The sequence below is a fragment of the Paraburkholderia piptadeniae genome (genome assembly GCF_900007165.1).
Lineage (GTDB): Bacteria > Pseudomonadota > Gammaproteobacteria > Burkholderiales > Burkholderiaceae > Paraburkholderia > Paraburkholderia piptadeniae.
The window spans coordinates 156972-177049 of the sequence record NZ_CYGY02000024.1; the positions used below are offsets into that span (position 1 = coordinate 156972).

The following is a 20078-nucleotide window of genomic DNA, read 5'->3' on the forward strand; positions in this document are numbered from 1 at the left end:
TCCTTGCTGGGTATTTTTGCGGACATTATGACCGATTAATGTCCCCAATTTGCGGTCGTTGCGCGGTCGGCGGAGAAAATACCCAGCTTGGATGGATTGATGCCCGGATGTTTTGATGGCGGCGATGACACGGGGAGGGGCAGCCCCGGCGGCGCGCCAGCTCGCGCTGTCGCCGTGCCGCCGGGTGTTCGCGCTGCCGCGAGCAGCATCGTGGAGGGACGCGCGCGGCGGGTCAACCAATGTCAAATGCGCGAAGCGCGTTCACCCTGCGGCTGGGATGCCAGCCGCTTGTGGTCACGCTCGTCGTCGCACTCGCGCGCTCAGCGCCGGCGGCGCACGCGATGCCGGTTCGCGTCGCGGGATGCCGCGGGCTGCGCGGTCGCCACCGGCAGGGGCGCCAGCTCCTTTGCGCAGAGGTCGTCGAGTTGCAGCAGCAAGTCGTCGATTGCGCAAAGTTGCGAGTTGGTCAGATGCTCGGCTTCGAGCAGCTCGAAGAGCCGCTTGCGCCAGTAGGCGGCTGGGAGAATTGACCCACCCAGGTCGCCGTGCATTGAAGGCCGCATGACGCGGGCAATGTGCGCGATGTCCTGATCGATCAGAGTCGATTTGAACGATCCCGCCGACGAGGTGAGGAAGTTGTCCATGCTCGCACTACGGCAGGGGCTGGGAAAACTTTAGGGTCTTGTGAAAGTATTTTTTTGGGTCCAGCCGGCACGCCGATGGGGACGGCTTTCGCCTGTCCAGCCGGGTCGACTCATGTCAGCGCCAGCGCGAGGCTGCACGTGAGCACGACGATCATCAGGCCAGCGGCGACAGCGAGGTTGTATGGGTAGGGCATCTCGTCAACCTGACGTATCGGAGGAGTGACGAAATAATAAGTGGATGCCGCCCGCTCGTCCCCAGACAAATAGCGGGTTAGGTGGGAGAGCGCACATTGGTCGGCGGCGCGGGGATTCGAGGCTTGGGGCAGGCGGGCGTTGGGCGCAGGATGGCGCGCGTGGCATTTTCGTGCCGCCTCGCGCCCGGGGGCGGCTCGGGTTAGCTGCGTGGCGGGTTCGCTGCGTTACAGGGCGGCTGCCAGCGCGAGCGGCGCAAACGGGCAGCGTGCCGCTGGACAGTGTGTCAGGCCGGCTCGTCGGGATTGGCCGGATTCGCCGGACTGGCGGGCGGCTTGGCAGCAGCGCCTTCGAGGAACCTGCGCGTCGATTCGAACGCTTGCAGCATCTGTTCCGGCCACGGCGTTTGCAGCATCACCGCCTGATGATTCTCGAACGCCGAGTTCAGCAGCTTCGACAGTTCGGGCGAACTCAGATGGCGCAGCAGCACGCTGACGGCGATGGCCGTCGCCTGGCTTGCGCCCGCCGTTTGCAGTTCGGAAGCGGTGAGGGCGGCGACTCGCTTGTTGATGTCCATGGAAAGTGTCCTTCGTAGTCCTGGCGCGTTGCGCAAAGTGCGTGATTTTGTCACGGACGGTCGAGGCCGACCGGATGCGTGCAATCCGCGAAACCGCCGCACGATCCGCGCCACGCCGTCGTCTGCAGCGCCGCGCCCCTTTTGCTATCAAAAAGGGAACGGTGTTTTGGCAATTCCGGTAATTCTCTTGGCGCCGGGAGCCGGTAAACTCAAGTCAGATATTTCGCTTTGGAGCCGATGATGCTCGTGACCTTTTTTGTGCTCTGGCCGCTTGCGGCTGCCTCGCTGTTCGCGCTCAGCCGATTCTTCGATCGTCGGGACCAACGACAACTGGCGCCGGTTCGGATCTCGCGCAGACGCTAGACGGCGCATCGCTGTCGAAGTCTCGGCGTCCGATGCGACGCCGGCATCGCAGCCAATAAAAAACCCGCACAGCGTGAGCCGTTGCGGGTTTTTTATTGGGGCGCCTTCCGCCACCGAACTGGTGTCTGGTCCCCCCGACAGGAATCGAACCTGTATCTAGCGCTTAGGAGGCACTCGTTCTATCCATTGAACTACGGGGAGGAGCCGCCGACGAGCGCAGAGTATAACGCACGACGCAGCGGTTCGGAGACTGGCGGGGGCGTCCGCGGATCAGCGCCACATTGGCGCCGCAGCGCCTGTCGACCCGCTCAGAACTCGACGACGGCGAATTCCGCCTTGCCGACGTCGCACAGCGGGCAGCGCCAGTCATCCGGGATGTCCGCAAAGCGCGTACCGGCCGCGATGCCTTCTTCGGGCAAACCTTCTTCCTCGTTGTAGATCCAGCCGCAAATCAGGCAGACCCAGCTCTTGTATTCGATCACTTCACTCACGACACGCACTCTTCATCGACTCAACGCAATATCCGCACAGCTCTGCCCCTTTATTGGGCAGCCGGCGGCGACCCGCAATATTACCGGAATTCCCTGGAAGGCTTGAGCCTCCCGTTCCGTTTATCGTTCTAAATCAATGCGAAGGCGCGAGCCGCGGACGATCCGGCCCGCGTGCGGCACGGTGCGAGCGACTATTCTTCGCTCGCGATGCCGCCTTGCGCGGCAGGCACGCGGCGTGCGCCTTGCGCCTCTCGAATCACTTTGCCAAGGAGGAAAACGATGCTGAACAACAGATGGCTGGCCGGCGCAGCGTGCGCGGGCATGCTGGTCGTGTCGGGCGTGGCGCATGCTGCAAACGTCTCCTTCGTCGAGCCGAAGGACGGCGCGACCGTGAGCAATCCCGTTCACGTGAAGTTTGCCGTCGACGGCATGAAGGTCGCGCCCGCTGGCACGATGACGGAGGGCACGGGGCACCACCATCTGATCGTCGACGGCAAGCCGCTGCCGAAGGGCGAGGTCATTCCCGCCAACGACAAGTCGCTCCATTTCGGCAAGGGCCAGACGGAAACGGAAATCACGCTGCCGCCGGGCGAGCATACGCTGACACTCGATTTCGGCGACGGCGCGCATCGTTCGTACGGTCCGGAGATGAGCAAGACCATCACGATTCACGTGAAGTAAGCGTCGGCGCGATTGCGGCGCTCGCATTTGAGACGCGGGCATGCGGCTGGCGCTTGCCATCCGCCGCTGCTTTCGCGCCTTTCCGCGACTTCGAGCGATAGCGGACTTCGTGGTCCTGGTATTGCCGCAACCGACGCCCATGCGATTCGTCCTATGCCATCGTGCCGGGCCGGATCGCCTCAGTGTCCGCGCCATCGACCGGTACAATGAGCGCTTTCGACTCATCGCTGGTTTCTTCATTTTTCCATGTCGCTTTACACCATTACGGGCGCGCAACTGGCGTTCGGCCACGTCGCGCTGCTCGATCACGCGGATTTCTCACTCGAAGCCGGCGAGCGCGTCGGGCTGATCGGCCGCAACGGCGCGGGCAAGTCGTCGCTGCTGAAGATCGTCGCCGAACTGGCCAAGCCGGACGACGGCCTGATCACGCGCCAACAAGATCTCGTGACGGTCTACGTGCCGCAGGAACCGGAGTTCGACGCCGACGTGTCGGTGTTCGACACGGTCGCGGCGGGCCTCACGCACGCGAGCGCGCTGCTCGACGAATACAACACGGTCGCGCACGAGCTTGCGGAAACGCCGGAAGGGGCGCAGCACGACGCGCTGCTCGCGCGGATGAACGCATTGCAATCGTCGCTGGATGCGACCGACGCGTGGAACTGGCGCACGCGCGTCGCCACGACGCTCGCGCAGATCGGGCTCGACGGGGACGCGCGCGTCGGCGCGCTGTCGGGCGGCATGCAAAAGCGCGTCGCGCTCGCCCGCGCGCTCGTCGTGCAGCCGGATGTGCTGCTGCTCGACGAGCCGACCAATCACCTCGATTTCGACGGCATTCGCTGGCTCGAAGAACTGCTGGTCGCACAGCGCGCGGGCTTGCTGTTCATCACGCACGACCGCGCGTTTCTCGATCGCGTTGCGACGCGCATCGTCGAACTGGATCGCGGGCGTCTGCTGTCGTATCCGGGCAATTTCTCCGCGTATCAGACGCGCAAGGCGCAGCAGCTCGAAGTCGAGCGAGTCGAGAACGAGAAGTTCGACAAGCTGCTTGCCCAGGAAGAAGTGTGGATTCGCAAGGGCGTCGAGGCGCGGCGAACGCGCAGCGTCGGCCGCATCGCGCGGCTCGTGCAGATGCGCAAGGAGCAGGCGGAGCGCCGCAACGTGCAGGGCAACGTGAAGCTCGACGTCGGGCAGGGCGAGAAGTCGGGCAAGATCGTCGCCGAACTCACGGACGTGACGAAACGCTACGGCGCGCGCACGGTGGTCGGCCGTTTCTCGACGACGGTCATGCGCGGTGACAAGATCGGCTTTGTCGGTCCGAACGGCGCGGGCAAGACGACGTTGCTCAAGCTGATTCTCGGCGAGTTGCAGCCGGACGAAGGCAAGGTGCGCGTCGGCACGAACCTTCAGGTGGCGTACTTCGACCAGATGCGCGCGCAGCTCGACCCCGAAAAGAGTCTCGCCGATACGATCAGCCCGGGTAGCGACTGGGTCGAGATCAACGGCCAGAAAAAGCATGTGATGAGCTATCTCGGCGACTTCCTGTTCGCGCCGGAACGCGCGCGTTCGCCCGTGAAGTCGCTATCGGGCGGCGAGCGCAACCGGCTGCTGCTCGCGCGTCTTTTCGCGCGTCCAGCGAACGTGCTGGTGCTGGACGAGCCGACCAACGACCTCGACATTCCGACCCTGGAGCTGCTCGAAGAACTGCTGACCGACTATGAGGGCACCGTGCTGCTGGTCAGTCACGACCGCGCGTTTCTGGACAACGTCGTGACGTCGGTGATCGCGTCGGAGGGCGAGGGCAAGTGGCGCGAATACGTCGGCGGTTTCACCGACTGGCAGATCCAGAGCGAGCGTTCCGAGCAGATTGCACAGCAGGGCGCGCCCAAAGAGCCACCGAAGGAAGCCGCGCCGAAGGAAAGCGCGGCAGGGCGCAATGCGCAGCGCACGGTGAAGCTTTCGTTCAAGGAGCAACGCGAGCTGGAAGGATTGCCCGACCGGATCGCCGCACTCGAAGTGGAACAGAAGACGATCGCCGCGCAAATCGAGGATGGCTCGATCTTCGTGAAGGATGCGCAGGAAGGCGCGCGGCTGACGGAGCGCTATGCGGCGATCGAAGACGAACTGCTTGTCGCGATCGAACGATGGGATGAGCTGGAGAGCAAGGGGAAGTAGAAGCGAGGCGGCCGCGTTCGGCAAACGCTAGGACGTCGGCCGCCGAATTTGCGCCAGCTGTTCTTTGAGCACGGGAAGCTCACGGGTTATCCATTGCCAGGCCAGGTCCGCGTCGAACGAAAAGTAATCGTGCGCAATGCGGTCGCATGTCTGGTGCAGGTGTTTCCATCGCACGTGCGCGTGTGTGGCGGCGAAGTCCGGGTGGTTGCGCTCGACATCGGATGCGACTCTGCCGACGATGCCCAGGTTGTAGATCACGGCATCCTGTACGAGCGAGTCGACGCGGAATGTATCGCCCGTCATGTCCTCGGTGTAGTGCTCGATTCTCGCGATCGCCTCCAGCATGCGTTCGAGGCAATCGGCGATGTGCTGGTCGGTTTGCTTCACGACAGTCCCGCTGTACTAAAGACTAGAAGACACACGCATCGCACGCGCGATGATCCGCGACGAACGTTCTGATTCTGGCGCGACGTGCGCGCCCGGCGTCGGACGCTTTCATGCCGGCAGGCCTTGTGATCATTCGCGAAGGTTCTCCAGTTTATACGGCGCGTGTTCGCCGCAGCTAACGAAAGTCATACAACAAATCGAACCTGCCAACCGTCCTACACCTTCTGTCTAAATTGCCCCGCGCATCGAAATCAGTAAAATACCCGCGAACCTGCTTCCCACGGTCGTTCCGGCGTATCGTCCGCAATCGGGCACGATGGAAAATCGCGGAAAGCAGAAAGGCACACCAACCCGCTGCTGCACGCAAGTCGCGCAGCGCACACACTCCGTTGTTTCGTTTCGCTTTTTTTGAAAACTCAACGCATTGTCCACGCACATGTCCACAAGACATGTGGACGACGATGAACCGACGGACCCGAACGAGCCATGTCAACGAAAAAGCCAAACGCCGCGTATAGCGAAGCATCGATCAAGGTGCTCAAGGGCCTGGAGCCGGTCAAGCAGCGGCCCGGCATGTACACGCGCACTGAAAATCCGCTGCACATCATTCAGGAGGTCATCGACAACGCGTCCGACGAAGCGCTCGGCGGCTACGGCCGTCAGATCACCGTCACGCTGCATGCCGACCATTCCGTGTCCGTCGAAGACGACGGCCGCGGCATTCCGTTCGGCCTGCATCCGGAAGAAGGCGTGCCCGTCGTCGAGATCGTTTTCACGCGCCTGCACGCCGGCGGCAAGTTCGACAAGGCCGCGGGCGGCGCCTATACGTTCTCGGGCGGTCTGCACGGCGTCGGCGTCTCGGTGACGAACGCGCTGTCCACGCGCCTCGACGTCACCGTGTGGCGCGACGGCAAGATCGCCGAACTCACCTTCTCGCACGGCGATGTACTCAAGCCGCTGCAGGTACGCGCGGCGGCGAAGACCGACAAGAAGTCCGGCACGCGCGTGACCGCGTGGGCCGATCCGAAATACTTCGATTCGCCTAACTTGCCGCTTGGCGAACTGCAACGCCTGCTGCGCTCGAAAGCCGTGCTGCTGCCGGGCGTCGAGGTCATCCTCGTCAACGAGAAAACGGGCGAGCGCCAAAGCTGGAAATACGAAGACGGCTTGCGCGGCTATCTGATGGAAGGCATGGCGGGCAGCGACCTGCTGATCCCCCTCTTCGAAGGCGAACGCTACGCGGAAAGCTCGCGCTCGAACGAGGAGACTTTCGCGGAGGGCGAGGGCGCGGCGTGGGTCGTCGCGTGGAGCGAAGAGGGCGCGCTCACGCGCGAGTCCTACGTCAATCTGATTCCGACGCCGGCGGGCGGCACGCACGAAGCGGGGCTGCGCGACGGCCTCTTCCAGGCCGTGAAGAGCTTTGTCGAGCTGCACAACCTGCAGCCGAAGGGCGTGAAGCTGCTCGCGGAAGACGTGTTCGCGCGCGTGTCGTTCGTGCTCTCGGCCAAGGTGCTCGACCCGCAGTTCCAGGGGCAAATCAAGGAACGCCTGAATAGCCGCGACGCCGTGAAGCTGGTGTCGTCGTTCGCGCGTCCCGCGCTCGAACTGTGGCTGAATCAGCACGTCGAGCACGGCAAGAAGCTCGCCGATCTCGTCATCAAGCAGGCGCAGGCGCGCACGCGCGCCGGCCAGAAGGTCGAGAAGCGCAAGAGTTCGGGCGTCGCCGTGCTGCCGGGCAAGCTGACCGATTGCGAATCGACGGAAATCGGACGCAACGAGCTGTTTCTCGTCGAGGGCGATTCGGCAGGCGGCTCCGCGAAGATGGGCCGCGACAAGGAATATCAGGCCATTCTGCCGTTGCGCGGCAAGGTGCTGAACACCTGGGAAACGGAGCGCGATCGTCTGTTCGCCAACAACGAGGTGCACGACATTTCCGTGGCGATCGGTGTCGATCCGCACAACCCTGACGACACCGTCGATTTGTCTAATCTGCGCTACGGCAAGATCTGTATCTTGTCCGATGCGGACGTCGACGGTTCGCACATTCAGGTGCTGCTGCTCACATTGTTCTTCAAGCACTTCCCGCAACTGATCGAGCGCGGCCACGTGCATGTCGCGCGTCCGCCGCTGTTCCGCGTCGATGCGCCCGCGCGCGGCAAGAAGCCGGCGCAGAAGCTGTACGCGCTCGACGAAGGCGAACTCGAAGCGATTCTCGACAAGCTGCGCAAGGACGGCCTGCGCGAGTCGCAATGGACGATCAGCCGCTTCAAGGGCCTCGGCGAAATGAGCGCCGAGCAACTGTGGGACACGACGATGAACCCGGACACGCGGCGCCTGTCGCCCGTCGCGCTCGGCGAACTCGACTTCGACGCGACCGTCGCACGCATGACGATGCTGATGGGCAAGGGCGAAGCGGCGTCGCGCCGTAGCTGGCTCGAAGAGAAGGGCAACCAGGTCGAAGCGGATATCTGAGCGCTGCGCTTCGTGCGTTCGAAACACGAAATCGGACCCGAAACACGAAGCTCACGCGCCGAACAAGGACACGGAATCTAGATGGACGACAACACTCCCGATCTTTTTGCCGAGCCGGCAGCGCCCGAGGGCGATGTCCTGACGCTGGGCAACTACGCGGAACGCGCGTATCTCGACTATGCGGTGAGCGTGGTGAAGGGCCGCGCGCTGCCCGACGTCAGCGATGGCCAGAAGCCCGTTCAGCGCCGCATCCTGTATGCGATGAACGAGATGGGTCTCGGCGACAACGCGAAGCCCGTCAAGTCGGCGCGCGTGGTCGGCGACGTGCTGGGCAAGTATCACCCGCACGGCGACCAGTCGGCGTACGACGCGCTCGTGCGTCTCGCGCAGGACTTTTCGATGCGCTATCCGCTGATCGACGGCCAGGGCAACTTCGGCTCGCGCGATGGCGACGGCGCGGCGGCAATGCGCTACACGGAAGCGCGTCTGACGCCGATCGCGAAACTGCTGCTCGATGAAATCGACCAGGGCACCGTCGATTTCATGCCGAACTACGACGGCTCGTTCGAAGAGCCGAAGCTGTTGCCCGCGCGTTTGCCGTTCGTGTTGCTGAACGGCGCATCGGGTATCGCGGTCGGTCTCGCAACGGAAATTCCGTCGCACAATCTGCGCGAGGTCGCGGCGGCTGCCGTCGCGATGATCCGCCATCCGAAGATCACGCACGCGGAGCTGATGCAGCACGTGCCGGGGCCGGACTTCCCGGGCGGCGGCCAGATCATTTCGAGCGAAGCGGAAATCTCGCAGGCGTATGAGACGGGGCGCGGAAGTCTTAAGGTTCGCGCGCGCTGGAAGATCGAAGATCTGGCACGCGGCCAATGGCAACTCGTGATCACCGAACTGCCGCCGAACACTTCCGGCCAGAAGGTGCTCGAAGAGATCGAGGAGCAGACCAATCCGAAGATCAAGCTTGGCAAGAAGTCGCTGACACCCGAACAGTTGCAGACGAAACAGACGCTTCTGGGCCTGCTCGATGCCGTACGCGACGAGTCGGGCAAGGATGCGCCCGTGCGCCTCGTGTTCGAGCCGAAGTCGCGCACGATCGACCAGACGGAGTTCGTCAACACGCTGCTCGCGCATACGAGCCTCGAATCGAACGCGACGCTGAACCTCGTGATGGTCGGCTCGGATGGCCGTCCGCGTCAGAAGGGCATCGGCGAGATGCTGCACGAGTGGATCGGCTTCCGCTTCACGACGGTCACGCGCCGTTCGCAGCATCGTCTGGGCAAGGTCAACGACCGGATTCACATCCTCGAAGGCCGGATGATCGTCTTTTTGAACATCGACGAAGTCATCCGCATCATTCGCGAATCCGAAGAACCGAAGGCGGCGCTGATCGAAGCGTTTGGTTTGTCCGATCGTCAGGCCGAGGACATCCTTGAAATCCGGCTGCGTCAGTTGGCGCGCCTGGAGAAGATCAAGATCGAGAAGGAGCTGTCCGAGCTGCGCGACGAAAAAGCGAAGCTCGAAGAACTGCTCGGCAGCGAACCGGCGATGAAGCGCCTGCTCATCAAGGAAATCGAAGCGGACGCGAAGCAATGCGGCGACGACCGCCGCACGCTGATCCAGCAGGAAAAGCGCGCGACGTTCGAGGCGCGCGTCGTCGATGAGCCGGTGACGGTCGTCGTGTCGCAGAAGGGCTGGGTGCGCGCACTGAAGGGTCATGGGCTCGACCCCGCCGGCTTCACGTTCAAGGCGGGCGACAGTCTCTATGCCGCGTTCCAGTGTCGCACGCCCGATACGCTGATCGCGTGGGGCAGCAAGGGCCGCGTGTACTCGGTGGCCGTCTCGCAGTTGCCGGGCGGACGCGGCGACGGCGTTCCCGTCACGTCGCTGATCGAACTCGAATCGGGCACGCATCTGATGCATTACTTCGCGGCATCGGCGGACCAGGCGCTGTTGCTGGCGTCGTCGAACGGCTTCGGCTTTATCGCGAAGGTCGGCGACATGGTGAGCCGCGTGAAGGCGGGCAAGGCGTTCATGACGATCGACGAGGGCGCGACGCCGCTCGTGCCGATGCCGATGCTGCCCGACGCGACGCAGGTCGCGTGTCTGTCGGGCGGTGGGCGTCTGCTCGTGTTCGGTCTCGACGAGATGAAGACGCTGTCGGGCGGCGGACGCGGCGTGACGCTGATGGCGCTCGATCCGAACGAAGCGCTGACGCAGGCACTCGCGATCAACGATGCGGGCGTCGTGCTGCAAGGCATGTACCGCAACAAGCCTTCCGACGAGCAGCTGTCGGGCAAAGCGCTCGCGCCTCATGTCGGCAAGCGTGCCCGCAAGGGACGCGCACCGGATACGAAGCTGAAGGTGACGTCGATGCGTCCGGTGCTGGGCGAGTAAGCCGTGTGAGCGCGTGGAATGTGCAGGCGTCATTCACCGCGCACGGCATGATCGTCTAGCCGTACTATCTTCGCTGCTTCGCGCGTCATTGCAGTGTGCTTTGCTGACGCACGGCGCGGCGAAAACCGTGAGCGGGGTCTCTCACGGCGCAATACAAAAGAAATCAGCGCAGAGAATGAACTGCGCATTACGTCGCGGGTCGAATGCGGTCGTTGGCTCATGTCGGAGCCGACACGTTATCGACCAGGACATAACGGCAGCGCGCCATCTTCGGGAAAGGAAAACAACTATGAACAAGGCGATCGAAGTCGCGCTCTTTCTGCATCTGCTGGGCGTCGCCGTGTGGATCGGCGGCATGGTGTTCGCGCACTTCTGCTTGCGTCCGGCGCTCGAAGATCTCTCGCCGCAATTGCGTCTGCCGCTGTGGGAATCGGTGTTCGGCCGCTTCTTCAACTGGGTGGGCGTATCCGTGCTGGTCATTCTGCTGTCGGGCGGTTTTCTGCTGATGCAGTTCGGCGGCGGTCACGCCACCTGGCAACTGCACGCGATGGCCGGCCTCGGCATCATCATGATGCTGATCTTCGGGCATATCCGCTTTGCGGTGTTTCCGCGCATCCGCCGCGCGGTGCAGGCGCAGAAGTGGCCCGACGGCGCGCGCGCGGTGGCAACCGTGCGGCGGCTCGTCATCGTGAATCTGGTGCTCGGCATCGTGACGATCGGCGTGGCGGTGCTGTCGCGCGGGTTCTGATGATCGCTTCTGTGCGATCGTAGCGCTCGACCGTTCCAGCCAAAAGCGCCGCCTATGCAACGACACATGGGCGGCGCTTCTTGCATCGGCATCGGCGAAGCGCCGCGTCAAGCCACGTGCCCGATATACAGCCCGACGCCGCACACGACGGCGACCGTCCCATACACGGCATACACGGGCAATTTCAGTTTCGCGAAGCACAGGCCCGAGAACAGCGCCGTCACGAGATAGGACGGCTCGGGTGGTAGATGGCGCACGATGCGCAGCACAGCGACGGCGAGAAATGCCGTCGTGACCGCGCGCAGCACGCGCATCCCATGCTCGAAGCGCGGGTTCGTCTTCAGCAGATGCAGATGGCGCTGCGCGAGCACGACGAGACAGCCTGACGGCACGAACAGCGCAATCGTCGCGATCAGTGCGCCATGCCATCCTTCGACCAGATAGCCGAAGAACGGCACCACGTTCAATAGCGGTCCCGGCGACAACGGCGACAGCGAGAACGCCAGCGTGAATTCGTTGTTGGTAATGCCGACGGCGGGTGTGACCAGCAGCGTCTTGAGCACGGGCAGCGCGGAGAAGCCGCCGCCGAACAGCGTCAGTCCCGCGCCCGCGAGACGCGGCCATAGCAGCGCGAGTTCGTAGCGACGCGGCAAGGGCAGCGCGAACGCCAGCAGCAGCACACTCAGGCCGATCAGGAGCCGCCAGTCGCCCGTGCCGAGCGTCGTCGCGAGGCGCTCGCCGCGCGCGTCGCTGCGCAGCCAACCCGACATGAACGCCACGCCCAGCAAGCCGATGTACGCGGCGGGCGTATGCGCGCCGACGAGTGCGATGCACCCGAGCACGGCCGCCGTCCATTCGAGCCGCCCACGCACGAGCGCGCGCGTCTGCTTGTACCAGGTCACGCCGATCAGCGTCGCAAGCACGACGCGGAAGTGATCGAGCAACGTCTGCGATACGACCTCACGCACGATCGGCGTGCGGTAGAAGATCGCGAATGCCGTCATCAGCACGAAGAAGGGCAGAACGCTCGCGAGGCCCGCGACCCATGCGCCCGCGCGTCCGCGCAGCGCGTGGCCGAGCTGGACCGCGACATTGCAGCCGACGGGCCCCGGCACCATCCATGCGAGCGCGACGATGTCGGAGAACGCGAGGTGCGTCAGGCGTTCTTCCCGCTCGACGTAGTGATTCTCCAGCTGCGCCATCAGCGCGAGTCCGCCCCACGATAGCGCGGACAAACCGAACACGACGCGAAAGAGCGTCCAGAGCGGCTCGCGTTCGTTGCATCGTGCCGCTTCGTCTGCGGTTGGCGCGCTTAGCGCCGACATGTGCCGGGCTGGCCGCATGCGAATACCTGTCGGGTTGGTTTCTTATGCAGCGCGCGTCGTCGATGGCCGCGACGTCACGCGCCGACCTGATGCGCGTTCGAGCGCAACCGCCCGATACGTGCCGATGCCGTCCATGTCCTGCGTGTATGTCCCGCCCGTGTGACGCCGGATGGGCTGACGGGAACGAAGCCGCGTCAATGCGGCGTTGTTCTTCAGGCCGATTCGTCGCTCGTGCTCGAAGCGTCGCTGGTGCTGTCGGCGTCGCTGCTGTGCGCGACCCGCACGCCGTGCGCGCCGCACACGCCGAAGCGTTCAAGCAGCGCGGGGATGCCCTCGACGGGCACGGGCCGCGAAAACAGAAAGCCCTGCGCCTCGATATGTCCGAGCGCCGCGAGCCACGCGATCTGCTCTTCCGTCTCAGTGCCTTCGACGACCACCGTGAGCCCGAGCGAGCGCGCGAGATTGACGATGGCCGACACCATCACGCAGACGCTGCGGTCGCCGGGAATGGCCTGCACGAACGAGCGGTCGACCTTCAGCGTGTCGACCGAGAAGCGGTTCAGATACGACAGCGACGAATAGCCGGTGCCGAAGTCGTCGAGCGCGATGCGCACGCCGAGCCGCTTCAACGCGAAGATTTTTTCGGAGACGAGATCGGGATACTCCATCATCGCCGTCTCGGTGATTTCGAGTTCGAGGCGGCGCGCGCTGATGCCCGATTCCTCGATGGCCTGCGAAATCGTTTCGTACAGGTCGCCGCGCCAGAACTGCACGGCCGAAATGTTCACGGCCAGCGACAGCGTGTCATAGCCTTGCTGCTGCCACTGCGCGAGTTGCCGGCACGCGGTGCGGATCACGAAATCGCCGATGGGCACGATGAGGCCCGTCGATTCCGCGACAGGGATGAACTCGTTCGCGGGAATCAGACCGTGCTGCGGATGGTTCCAGCGCACGAGCGCTTCGAAGCCGGTGATGCAGCGGCGCGACAGGTCGATCTTCGGCTGATACGCGAGGAACAGCTGCTGGTCGGCGAGCGCGACGCGCAACTGCTGTTCCCACTTCATCAGATGGTCCGCGCGATGCGACAGATGTGGCGAGTAGAACTGGTAGCAGTTCTTGCCCGCGTCCTTCGCGCTGTACATCGCGAGATCGGCCTTCTTCAGTAGATCGATTTCGCTTTCGTTCGCCACCGAGTAGAGCGCGATGCCGATGCTCGCATGCAGCACGAACGAACTGCCGCGCACTTCGAACGGCTTCGCGAACACCTCGGAGATCACTTCCGCGAGCATCACGGAGCGCTTCTCGACATCGTCGCCCTTGAGCACGACGACGAACTCGTCACCGCCGATCCGCGAGAGGGCGCCTGCATCGGCGACGGCATCGGCGAGGCGCGCGGCTGTCATTTGCAGCACGATGTCGCCGGCGTTGTGGCCGAGCGTATCGTTGACGGTCTTGAAGTTGTCGAGGTCGATGAAGAGGATCGCGAGGCGGCCGACGTTCATCGTCTGCGCCACGTCGTGACGCAGGCTTTGCAGCGTCGAGTAGCGGTTGCGCAGGCCCGTGAGCAGATCGAACTCGACGAGATGCGTCATCTCGCGCTCGCGTCCGAGCAGCTTGCCGATCAGACCCGTCGCGACCGCGAAGAAGCCGAGCATCGCGAGCGAGATGAAGCTCGCCATCAGCAGATAGACGTTGCGCGTGTGGTTGTAGTCGGCGAACTCTTCGGCCTGCGACAGACCGACTAGCACGCCGAGCGGATAGCCGTCGATATGCCGGTACGACACGATGCGCGTGACGTTGTCGATCGAATCGACGTAGGTGCCCGACACGTGTTCCGAAGTCGGATAGACGCCCGTCGCCGTGAACACGCCCGGCGAGCTTTCTGTGTTGCCTGTGCGGCGCGCGAGCACGGCGCCGCTGTCGGAGATCACGGCGATCACGCCTTCGCGTCCGATGGCTGCGTTGTTGTAGAAGTCGCTCGTGAAGTAGCTCGGATCTTCCGAAACGACCACGACACCCGCGAACGTGCCGTCGGGATGATTCAGGCGGCGCGTCATCTGCAAGGTCCAGTGGCCCGATACGCGTCCGAGCACGGGCTTGCTGATGAAAAGCTGATCGTCGTTCTCGTGCTCGTGAACCTTGAAGTGCTCGCGGTCGGACAGATCGATCGGCTTCGGATTGGTTTCCGATGTGTTCGCGATGAGCTTGCCGTGCTCGTCGATCAGCGACACCTGCACGAGCGTTTCGCTTTGCACGACGCCTTTTTCGACCGTGCTCGAGAGATCGAAACGGCCCGGCGATTTTTCGAATTCGTATTTGACGAAGCGCGTAATCTGATCGACCTGGTGAATGGCCTTCACCGTGTGCTGTTCGAGCGCCGCCGACAAAATAGCGGCCGACGCCATCGCCTCGCGATAAGTCGTTTCCTTCTCAACCGACAGACGCGCGAAAATCACCGTCCACAGCAGCACGAGCACCAGCACGCCGAGCGCGGGAATCGCGAGCAGCGCGCGTCGGCGCGTACCGGCCGGATCGAGACGGTGCCTGACGTCGCGCGCGGAAGAGAGGCGGAGCTGATTCATCGGATAGACCGTGACCCTGTGCGTTGCGGCTGTGCTTGCGTTTCGGTGCTTGCGTTGCGAACGACTGCGCGAATGTTAAAACCGGCTGCATCGAATGGTTGATATGCCGTAACTGCTGCGAGAAGCAGGGGCGTGGTGGCGAGCCAGACCACCCGGTTGGTCATCGGTTACGATTTTGATATTACTGAATGACCAATAATTAAGAAAGGTTTCGCGCATCGGGTATACGCTGGGCTCCGCGGGCATGCGAACGAATCATGTGCGCGTTGCCGCTGCTGGCCTGACAGGCGCGCCGGGCGCGCGTTTGAAAGATTGAGTCGAAAATATCCGGGGTGTCAGGAATCGCGTGAATGGATCGGCAACAGCCATTTTGGCAACGAGGCCATTCATGCAGGCTGCATGAATGGCCTCGAATGCGTGGAAGGGCTTTCTTGTGTCGGCGGGTCCGACCAACGCTTAGAACATCCAGGTGACGCGCGAATGTCAGTTCCGCCAACAACGCGAACGCTTGCGGCGTTTACGGCAGCCTGAAGGTGCCGTCGACGATCGTCATGGATGCGCCGCCAATCCAGGTCTTTCCCACAGCATCGTCGTAGCGAACGTAGACATCGCCTGCACGGCCAAGCGCCGTGCCCTGGCGCACCGTGTATTGCGCGCCGGGCCGGCGGTTCTGCTGCGTGAGCAGGCCTGCCAGCGCAGCGTTCGCGCTTCCCGTCACAGGGTCTTCCCCAATGCCGAGGCCGCCGCCAATCATCAGGCAGCGCAACTCGAAGGTCGCGGAACCGTTCGGATCGTGCGGGCCGTAGGCCGCGATGCCATGCGCGCCGACCGTCTTCGCGACACGCTCGAACAGCGCGGCATCCGGCTCTAGCGCGAGACACGCACGCGCGGAATTCATACGGACGACGAGCCATTGCGGGCCGTTGTCGACGCCGCAGGGCTGTGCCGTGTAATCGATTGCATCGCTGCGCAACGCTTGAGCGAGCGCCGGGTATTCGCTTTCGGCGAGCGGCGTCACGCGTGCGGGCGGCGCGGCGAAAGCCCACACGTTGTGTTGGCTGTCTTCTTCCGTCAATTCGATCAGGCCCGCAGCGCATTGCTGGACCATGCGTCCCGGCTGCTTCGGCCGGTTGCCGGCCTCGCGCCACGCGTGTGCGGTGCCGAGCGTCGGATGGCCGGCGAACGGCAACTCGCCGCGCGTCGTGAAGATGCGCACGCGATAATCGGCCGACGGGTCGGTCGGCTTTAACAGGAACGTTGTCTCCGACAGATTCGTCCAGCGCGCGATTGCCTGCATCTGTTCGGCGTCGAGTCCGTCCGCGTCGAAAACCACGGCGAGCGGATTGCCTTTGAACGGCACCGACGTGAACACATCGACCTGCTTGAAGCGAACGGTTTTTTCTTGCATCGTCTGTTTCCTGTTCGGTGTTTTGCCTGGTTGCTTGTGCAGCGATGTGCACCGTTCCATGTTGTGAGGGCACAACGTCAACTGCACGCAGCCCGCGCGACGGCGAAGGCACAAAAAAACGCCGCCGAACCGGCGATGAAGGCGCTCGCAACGAGCGCCTATACATGCAGTACGCGCCGCTTATTGCACCTCGGCGATCAGCTCGATCTCGACACACGCGCCGAGCGGAATCTGCGCGACACCGAACGCCGAGCGCGCATGCTTGCCGCGCTCGCCGAACACATCGGCGATCAGTTCCGATGCGCCGTTCGTCACGATGTGCTGCTCGGTGAAATCGAGCGTCGAGTTGACGAGGCTCATCAGCTTGACGATGCGCGTCACGCGGTTCAGATCGCCGACATGCGCGTGCAGCGTCGCGAGCAGATCGATCGCGATCGAGCGCGCCGCGGCCTTGCCTTCTTCGGTGCCCAGCGTGTCGCCGAGCTTGCCCGCCCACACCTTGCCGTCCTTCTTCGCGATGTGTCCGGACAGATACACCGTGTTGCCGCTTTGCGCGCTCATCACGTAAGCGGCGGCGGGCGCGCCTGCTACGGGCAGTTCGATGCCCAGTTCCTTCAGCTTGTCATACACATTCGATTGAGCCATGACGTGTCCTCGTCGGTGAATGGAAAGAGTGGTTCGCGATGCGCTTACATGCGCGCGCGAATCAGTTCAGCGAGACGCGCAATGCCTTCGTCGATCTTCGCGGGCGGCACGGTCACGAACGACAGGCGCAGCGTGTTGTGCTGCGCCTCGTTCGCGAAGAACGGACCGCCCGGCACGAACGCGACATTTTGCGCGACGGCTTCTTCGAGCAGCTTCATCGTGTCGATATGCTTCGGCAGCGACACCCAGACGAACATGCCGCCCTCCGGGCGGTTCCACGTAACGCCTTCGGGCATGTAGCGTTCGAGCGAACCGAGCATCGCCTCGCACTGGTCGCGATACAGCGCGCGAATCTTCGGCACGTGCGTATCGAGGAAGCCGTCCTTCACGACTTCGTGCACGATGCGCTGCGTGAAGCTCGGCGTATGCAGGTCGGTGGCCTGCTTGGCCTGCACGAGCTTGAAGTGCAGTTCTTCGGGCGCAATGATGTAACCGATGCGCAGACCCGGCGCGAGCACCTTCGAGAACGAACCGAGATGCACGATGTGATCGGGCGCCATCGACAGCATCGTCGGCAGCGGCTCGCCCTTGTAGTCGAGCGCGCCGTACGGATCGTCTTCGATGACGGGGAAGGGCGCTGACTTCGCGAACTCCGCGAGCGCGCGGCGGCGCTCGACGGGCAGGCGGCGTCCCGTCGGATTCTGGAAGTTCGGCTGCGCGTACAGAAGGCGCGCGCCCTTCGTCAGTTCAGGCGTGAGACCTTCGGGGATCAGGCCGTCGGCGTCGGTCGGCACTTGCACGTAGCGCGGCTCGTACATCGAGAACGATTGCAGCGCGCCGAGGTACGTCGGCGTTTCGACGAGCACGGGGCTTTCCGGGCACACCAGCACCTTGCCGAGCAGATCGAGCGCCTGTTGCGAGCCTGTCGTGATCAACACCTGCGACGGACGGATTTGCGCGCCGTTCACCGAGTAGCGTTGCGCGACCCATTCGCGCAGCGGCATGTAGCCTTCCGTCGCGCTGTACTGAAGCGCGGCGGCGGGCGAGTCGCGCAGGATGCGGTCGGCGGCCGCGCGCATTTCCTCGGCCGGGAACGTGGCCGGCGAAGGCAGACCGCCCGCGAACGAAATGACCTCGGGCCGCTCGGTGACCTTCAGGATTTCGCGGATCGCCGAGCTGGTCAGCTTGCGAGCGCGTTCGGACAATTGCCAGGTCGGGGCATTGAGGTCGCTTTGATTCATGGGTCTCCTCGTCGGTATGGCTTGAACAGGTGGTCGGTCAAAAAAAGGATTATCGCGCGAACTCGTCAGGCGGCGCGAACGGGCCGCGCGGCCGTGCGCACGGCAGTCTTGCGGCCGAGCATCACAGTGGCGATCACGGCGGCAGCGAAGATCCACGTGATGGGCGCGACATCCTCGCCGAAGAAGAGCGCGGAAAAGGCCATCGTGAAGAAGATCTGCATCAGCTGAACCTGGCCCACGCGCGCGATGCCGCCCATCGCGAGGCCCGCGTACCACGCGAAGAAACCGATGAACTGCGAGAACAGCGTCACGTAGCCGAACGCGAGCCACGTCTTCAACGCGACGGGGCCGGGATGCGTGACGTGCTGCTCCCAGCCGAGCCACGCAACGGGAATCAGCAGGAACGGCGCGGACACGACGAGCGCCCAGCAGATCACCTGCCAGCCGCCCATCTGCCGCGCGAGCCGTGCGCCTTCTGCGTAGCCGAGCGCGCCGATGCCGACGGCGACGAGCATCAGCAGGTCGCCCGCCTGGAATGCGCCGCCGCCCGCCTGCAACGCAAACGCGACGACGATCGCGCTGCCCGCGACGGCGCTCGCCCAGAACGCCTTCGACGGCCGCTCGTGCGACAGCCACGCCGCGTAGATCGCGACGCACAGCGGCTGCAAGCCGTTGACGACGGCGCCATGCGACGCGGGCACGCTCTTCATCGCCCACGCCGAGAACACGGGAAACGCGATGATCACGCCGAGCGACACGACGGCGAGAGCCTTGAGCTGCGGCCAGGTCGGCAGCTTTTCGCGGCGGATCGCGAGCAGCACGGCGGCGGGAACGGAAGCGGCGAGCGCGCGCCCCAGGCCGTTCAGCAGCGGGCTGAATTCGGCGACGACGATGCGGGTCATCGGCAGTGTCAGGCTGAAGATCATCACGCCGATCAGGCCGAGCAGCATGCCTTGGGTTTCGCGCTTCATTGTTTCCGTCTCTCCATGCGTGTGGTTATTTGAGCGTGCGCAGGCCGCTCGGGGTTTCGATTTCGGCGCCGAGCGCAGGTGCGCCGTCCGTGCTTTCGAGCGCGATCAGCGCTTCCGCGCCGAGCCACTGCAGCTGCTGCGCGACCAGATCCACTCGCGGATGCCAGCCCTTCAGCGACTTGAGCAGCAAGCCTGTTTCCGGCAGCACCGTCGACGGATGGCGCGGCGTGTCCCATTGAATCAGCGACGGCACGATGCCATCGCCCGCGCCTTGCCATGCGGGGAACGCACCGTCGTCGGCGACGGTGAGGCTCCACGTGAAATCGCCGCGCGTCATCGGCACGACGGTCGGGATGCGCTGCGGATACTGCTGTTGCCACAGCGCGAGATTCTTCGGCCGCTCGACGCGCGCGACCCAGTGCGACAGATACGGACCGTTCGCGAGCCGCGCGTGCGTCGCGGGATCGTCGAGTGCGAACAGGCGTGGCCGCGCGTTCGCGGTGTCCTGCGCGTCGGGATCGATCGCGATGACTTCCAGATACGCGCCGCCCCACAGATTGAGCAGCCGGTTGTGCGTGCGCATCGACGGATGCGCGCCGCCGCCCGATGGCGCGATGCCGAGCGTATCGGCGACGTATTGCGTGCCTTCGTCGAGCGTGCGGGCGGAAACAACGAGATGGTCGAGTCGTAGCGTGTGTGCGGTCATGGGTGCAAGGGGACGGTCGGTCGGCTGGAAGCCGCTACGGCAGGCAACTGTCTGCCGGATGCCGGGCCACCAG

Annotated in this window: 16 protein-coding genes and 1 tRNA gene; 5 read left to right on the plus strand and 12 right to left on the minus strand. The window is 64.0% G+C overall.

The genetic code is table 11. The annotated features are described in order from the left end of the window. Positions 1-320 precede the first annotated feature (320 nt). The 4 genes from BN2476_RS12500 to BN2476_RS12515 form a co-directional block, all read right to left on the minus strand. Positions 321-644 carry a hypothetical protein gene (locus BN2476_RS12500; RefSeq protein ID WP_087734469.1) on the minus strand — a complete coding sequence of 108 codons (324 nt, stop codon included), beginning with the start codon at positions 642-644 and terminating at the stop codon, positions 321-323. 478 nt (positions 645-1122) lie between these two features. Continuing rightward, positions 1123-1413 (minus strand): hypothetical protein, encoded by a 291-nt coding sequence (locus tag BN2476_RS12505; protein WP_087734470.1) that lies wholly within the window; start codon positions 1411-1413, stop codon positions 1123-1125. A 489-nt stretch (positions 1414-1902) separates the two neighbouring features. Next, a tRNA-Arg gene (locus BN2476_RS12510) sits at positions 1903-1977 on the minus strand. Positions 1978-2084: 107 nt separating this feature from the next. Next, entirely contained in the window at positions 2085-2276 is a 192-nt protein-coding gene (locus BN2476_RS12515; protein WP_087734471.1) for a rubredoxin, read from the minus strand. A gap of 270 nt (positions 2277-2546) precedes the next feature. Between BN2476_RS12515 and BN2476_RS12520 the strand changes: the two genes are divergently transcribed. Beyond that, positions 2547-2948 carry a DUF4399 domain-containing protein gene (locus BN2476_RS12520; protein ID WP_087734472.1) on the plus strand — a complete coding sequence of 134 codons (402 nt, stop codon included), beginning with the start codon at positions 2547-2549 and terminating at the stop codon, positions 2946-2948. Positions 2949-3194: 246 nt separating this feature from the next. After that, positions 3195-5120 (plus strand): ATP-binding cassette domain-containing protein, encoded by a 1926-nt coding sequence (locus BN2476_RS12525; RefSeq protein ID WP_087734473.1) that lies wholly within the window; start codon positions 3195-3197, stop codon positions 5118-5120. A 27-nt stretch (positions 5121-5147) separates the two neighbouring features. On the opposite strand, the gene BN2476_RS12530 is transcribed toward BN2476_RS12525, so the two are convergent. Then, positions 5148-5507 (minus strand): HepT-like ribonuclease domain-containing protein, encoded by a 360-nt coding sequence (locus BN2476_RS12530; protein WP_087734474.1) that lies wholly within the window; start codon positions 5505-5507, stop codon positions 5148-5150. A 486-nt stretch (positions 5508-5993) separates the two neighbouring features. On the opposite strand from BN2476_RS12530, the gene BN2476_RS12535 reads away from it, so the two are divergent. The 3 genes from BN2476_RS12535 (at position 5994) to BN2476_RS12545 (ending at position 11127) form a co-directional block, all read left to right on the plus strand. Then, positions 5994-7979, plus strand: coding sequence for a DNA topoisomerase IV subunit B (locus BN2476_RS12535; RefSeq protein ID WP_087734475.1), 1986 nt, complete (start codon positions 5994-5996; stop codon positions 7977-7979). 81 nt (positions 7980-8060) lie between these two features. Then, positions 8061-10379: a DNA topoisomerase IV subunit A gene (gene parC, locus BN2476_RS12540; protein WP_087734476.1), complete on the plus strand. Its 2319-nt coding sequence runs from the start codon at positions 8061-8063 to the stop codon at positions 10377-10379. 289 nt (positions 10380-10668) lie between these two features. Beyond that, positions 10669-11127: a CopD family protein gene (locus BN2476_RS12545; protein ID WP_087734477.1), complete on the plus strand. Its 459-nt coding sequence runs from the start codon at positions 10669-10671 to the stop codon at positions 11125-11127. Between the two features lie 107 nt (positions 11128-11234). On the opposite strand, the gene BN2476_RS12550 is transcribed toward BN2476_RS12545, so the two are convergent. The 7 genes from BN2476_RS12550 to BN2476_RS12580 form a co-directional block, all read right to left on the minus strand. After that, on the minus strand, positions 11235-12452 hold the full coding sequence (locus BN2476_RS12550; protein WP_235850802.1) for a chromate transporter: 1218 nt from the start codon (positions 12450-12452) through the stop codon (positions 11235-11237). Between the two features lie 212 nt (positions 12453-12664). Then, positions 12665-15034 carry a bifunctional diguanylate cyclase/phosphodiesterase gene (locus BN2476_RS12555; protein WP_087734479.1) on the minus strand — a complete coding sequence of 790 codons (2370 nt, stop codon included), beginning with the start codon at positions 15032-15034 and terminating at the stop codon, positions 12665-12667. Between the two features lie 517 nt (positions 15035-15551). Further along, positions 15552-16442 (minus strand): PhzF family phenazine biosynthesis protein, encoded by an 891-nt coding sequence (locus BN2476_RS12560; RefSeq protein WP_087734480.1) that lies wholly within the window; start codon positions 16440-16442, stop codon positions 15552-15554. Positions 16443-16622: 180 nt separating this feature from the next. Continuing rightward, positions 16623-17087: a RidA family protein gene (locus BN2476_RS12565; RefSeq protein WP_087734481.1), complete on the minus strand. Its 465-nt coding sequence runs from the start codon at positions 17085-17087 to the stop codon at positions 16623-16625. A gap of 44 nt (positions 17088-17131) precedes the next feature. Beyond that, positions 17132-18328 (minus strand): aminotransferase-like domain-containing protein, encoded by a 1197-nt coding sequence (locus BN2476_RS12570; protein WP_087734482.1) that lies wholly within the window; start codon positions 18326-18328, stop codon positions 17132-17134. A 65-nt stretch (positions 18329-18393) separates the two neighbouring features. After that, entirely contained in the window at positions 18394-19299 is a 906-nt protein-coding gene (locus BN2476_RS12575; protein WP_087734483.1) for a DMT family transporter, read from the minus strand. A 25-nt stretch (positions 19300-19324) separates the two neighbouring features. Then, the gene (locus tag BN2476_RS12580) at positions 19325-20005 is read right to left on the minus strand and encodes a VOC family protein (protein ID WP_087734484.1); all 681 of its coding nucleotides are present in this window, start codon (positions 20003-20005) and stop codon (positions 19325-19327) included. Between the last annotated feature and the right edge of the window lie 73 nt (positions 20006-20078).

Excerpts from the sequence above, each read along its gene's own strand:
- BN2476_RS12500 (WP_087734469.1), bottom strand. The coding sequence starts at position 644 with ATGGACAACTTCCTCACCTCGTCGGCGGGATCGTTCAAATCGACTCTG.
- BN2476_RS12505 (WP_087734470.1), bottom strand. The coding sequence starts at position 1,413 with ATGGACATCAACAAGCGAGTCGCCGCCCTCACCGCTTCCGAACTGCAA.
- BN2476_RS12520 (WP_087734472.1), top strand. The coding sequence starts at position 2,547 with ATGCTGAACAACAGATGGCTGGCCGGCGCAGCGTGCGCGGGCATGCTG.
- BN2476_RS12525 (WP_087734473.1), top strand. The coding sequence starts at position 3,195 with ATGTCGCTTTACACCATTACGGGCGCGCAACTGGCGTTCGGCCACGTC.
- BN2476_RS12535 (WP_087734475.1), top strand. The coding sequence starts at position 5,994 with ATGTCAACGAAAAAGCCAAACGCCGCGTATAGCGAAGCATCGATCAAG.
- parC (WP_087734476.1), top strand. The coding sequence starts at position 8,061 with ATGGACGACAACACTCCCGATCTTTTTGCCGAGCCGGCAGCGCCCGAG.
- BN2476_RS12545 (WP_087734477.1), top strand. The coding sequence starts at position 10,669 with ATGAACAAGGCGATCGAAGTCGCGCTCTTTCTGCATCTGCTGGGCGTC.
- BN2476_RS12550 (WP_235850802.1), bottom strand. The coding sequence starts at position 12,452 with ATGTCGGCGCTAAGCGCGCCAACCGCAGACGAAGCGGCACGATGCAAC.
- BN2476_RS12555 (WP_087734479.1), bottom strand. The coding sequence starts at position 15,034 with ATGAATCAGCTCCGCCTCTCTTCCGCGCGCGACGTCAGGCACCGTCTC.
- BN2476_RS12560 (WP_087734480.1), bottom strand. The coding sequence starts at position 16,442 with ATGCAAGAAAAAACCGTTCGCTTCAAGCAGGTCGATGTGTTCACGTCG.
- BN2476_RS12565 (WP_087734481.1), bottom strand. The coding sequence starts at position 17,087 with ATGGCTCAATCGAATGTGTATGACAAGCTGAAGGAACTGGGCATCGAA.
- BN2476_RS12570 (WP_087734482.1), bottom strand. The coding sequence starts at position 18,328 with ATGAATCAAAGCGACCTCAATGCCCCGACCTGGCAATTGTCCGAACGC.
- BN2476_RS12575 (WP_087734483.1), bottom strand. The coding sequence starts at position 19,299 with ATGAAGCGCGAAACCCAAGGCATGCTGCTCGGCCTGATCGGCGTGATG.
- BN2476_RS12580 (WP_087734484.1), bottom strand. The coding sequence starts at position 20,005 with ATGACCGCACACACGCTACGACTCGACCATCTCGTTGTTTCCGCCCGC.